Source organism: Vibrio sp. 1580, assembly GCF_033340055.1.
Window position 1 is genome coordinate 1 of record NZ_JAWOVT010000598.1, and the last position, 552, is coordinate 552.

1 protein-coding gene is annotated in these 552 nt (G+C 48.6%); it reads left to right on the forward strand.

The window, feature by feature from the left end:
* On the forward strand, nucleotides 1-487 hold a 487-nt coding region (locus R7093_RS27360), incomplete at its 5' end, for a 1-acyl-sn-glycerol-3-phosphate acyltransferase (RefSeq protein WP_318147300.1).
* Nucleotides 488-552: the final 65 nt, after the last annotated feature.

The following is a 552-nucleotide window of genomic DNA, read 5'->3' on the forward strand; positions in this document are numbered from 1 at the left end:
GAGCTACATGGATGCCCTGTTACTGAGTGCCGTATGCCCTCGTTTGATTCCCTTTGTGATGGAAGAAGATTACGCCAACCTGCCGCCGCTAAGACGCTTTTTACGCCGTGCTGGCGTGATACCAATTTCTGCTAGCAACCGAAGTTCTATTCGTCGAGCATTTAACGACGTCGAAGAAGCTCTCAATGAAGGCCATATTGTCTGTATCTTCCCTGAAGGGCGATTGACCTCCGATGGCGAAATGAACGACTTCATGCGTGGCATCGACATTATTCTGCGTCGAAGCCCGGTACCTGTGATTCCGATGGCATTGAAAGGATTGTGGGGCAGTTATTTTAGCCGCGCTAAAGGACGAGCATGCAGAGGGCTCCCGACTCGCTTCTGGTCCAAATTGGAAATTGAAGCTGGCGAACCGGTAGATCCTAGCTCAGCCACCGCACAAACTATGTTCGAAAAAGTACACGCATTGCGCGGAGATTGGCGATAAACAAAACGTTGAGAATTATTTGAGCACACGTTTAGATTATCTGAACGTGTGTTCAAATCATTAAG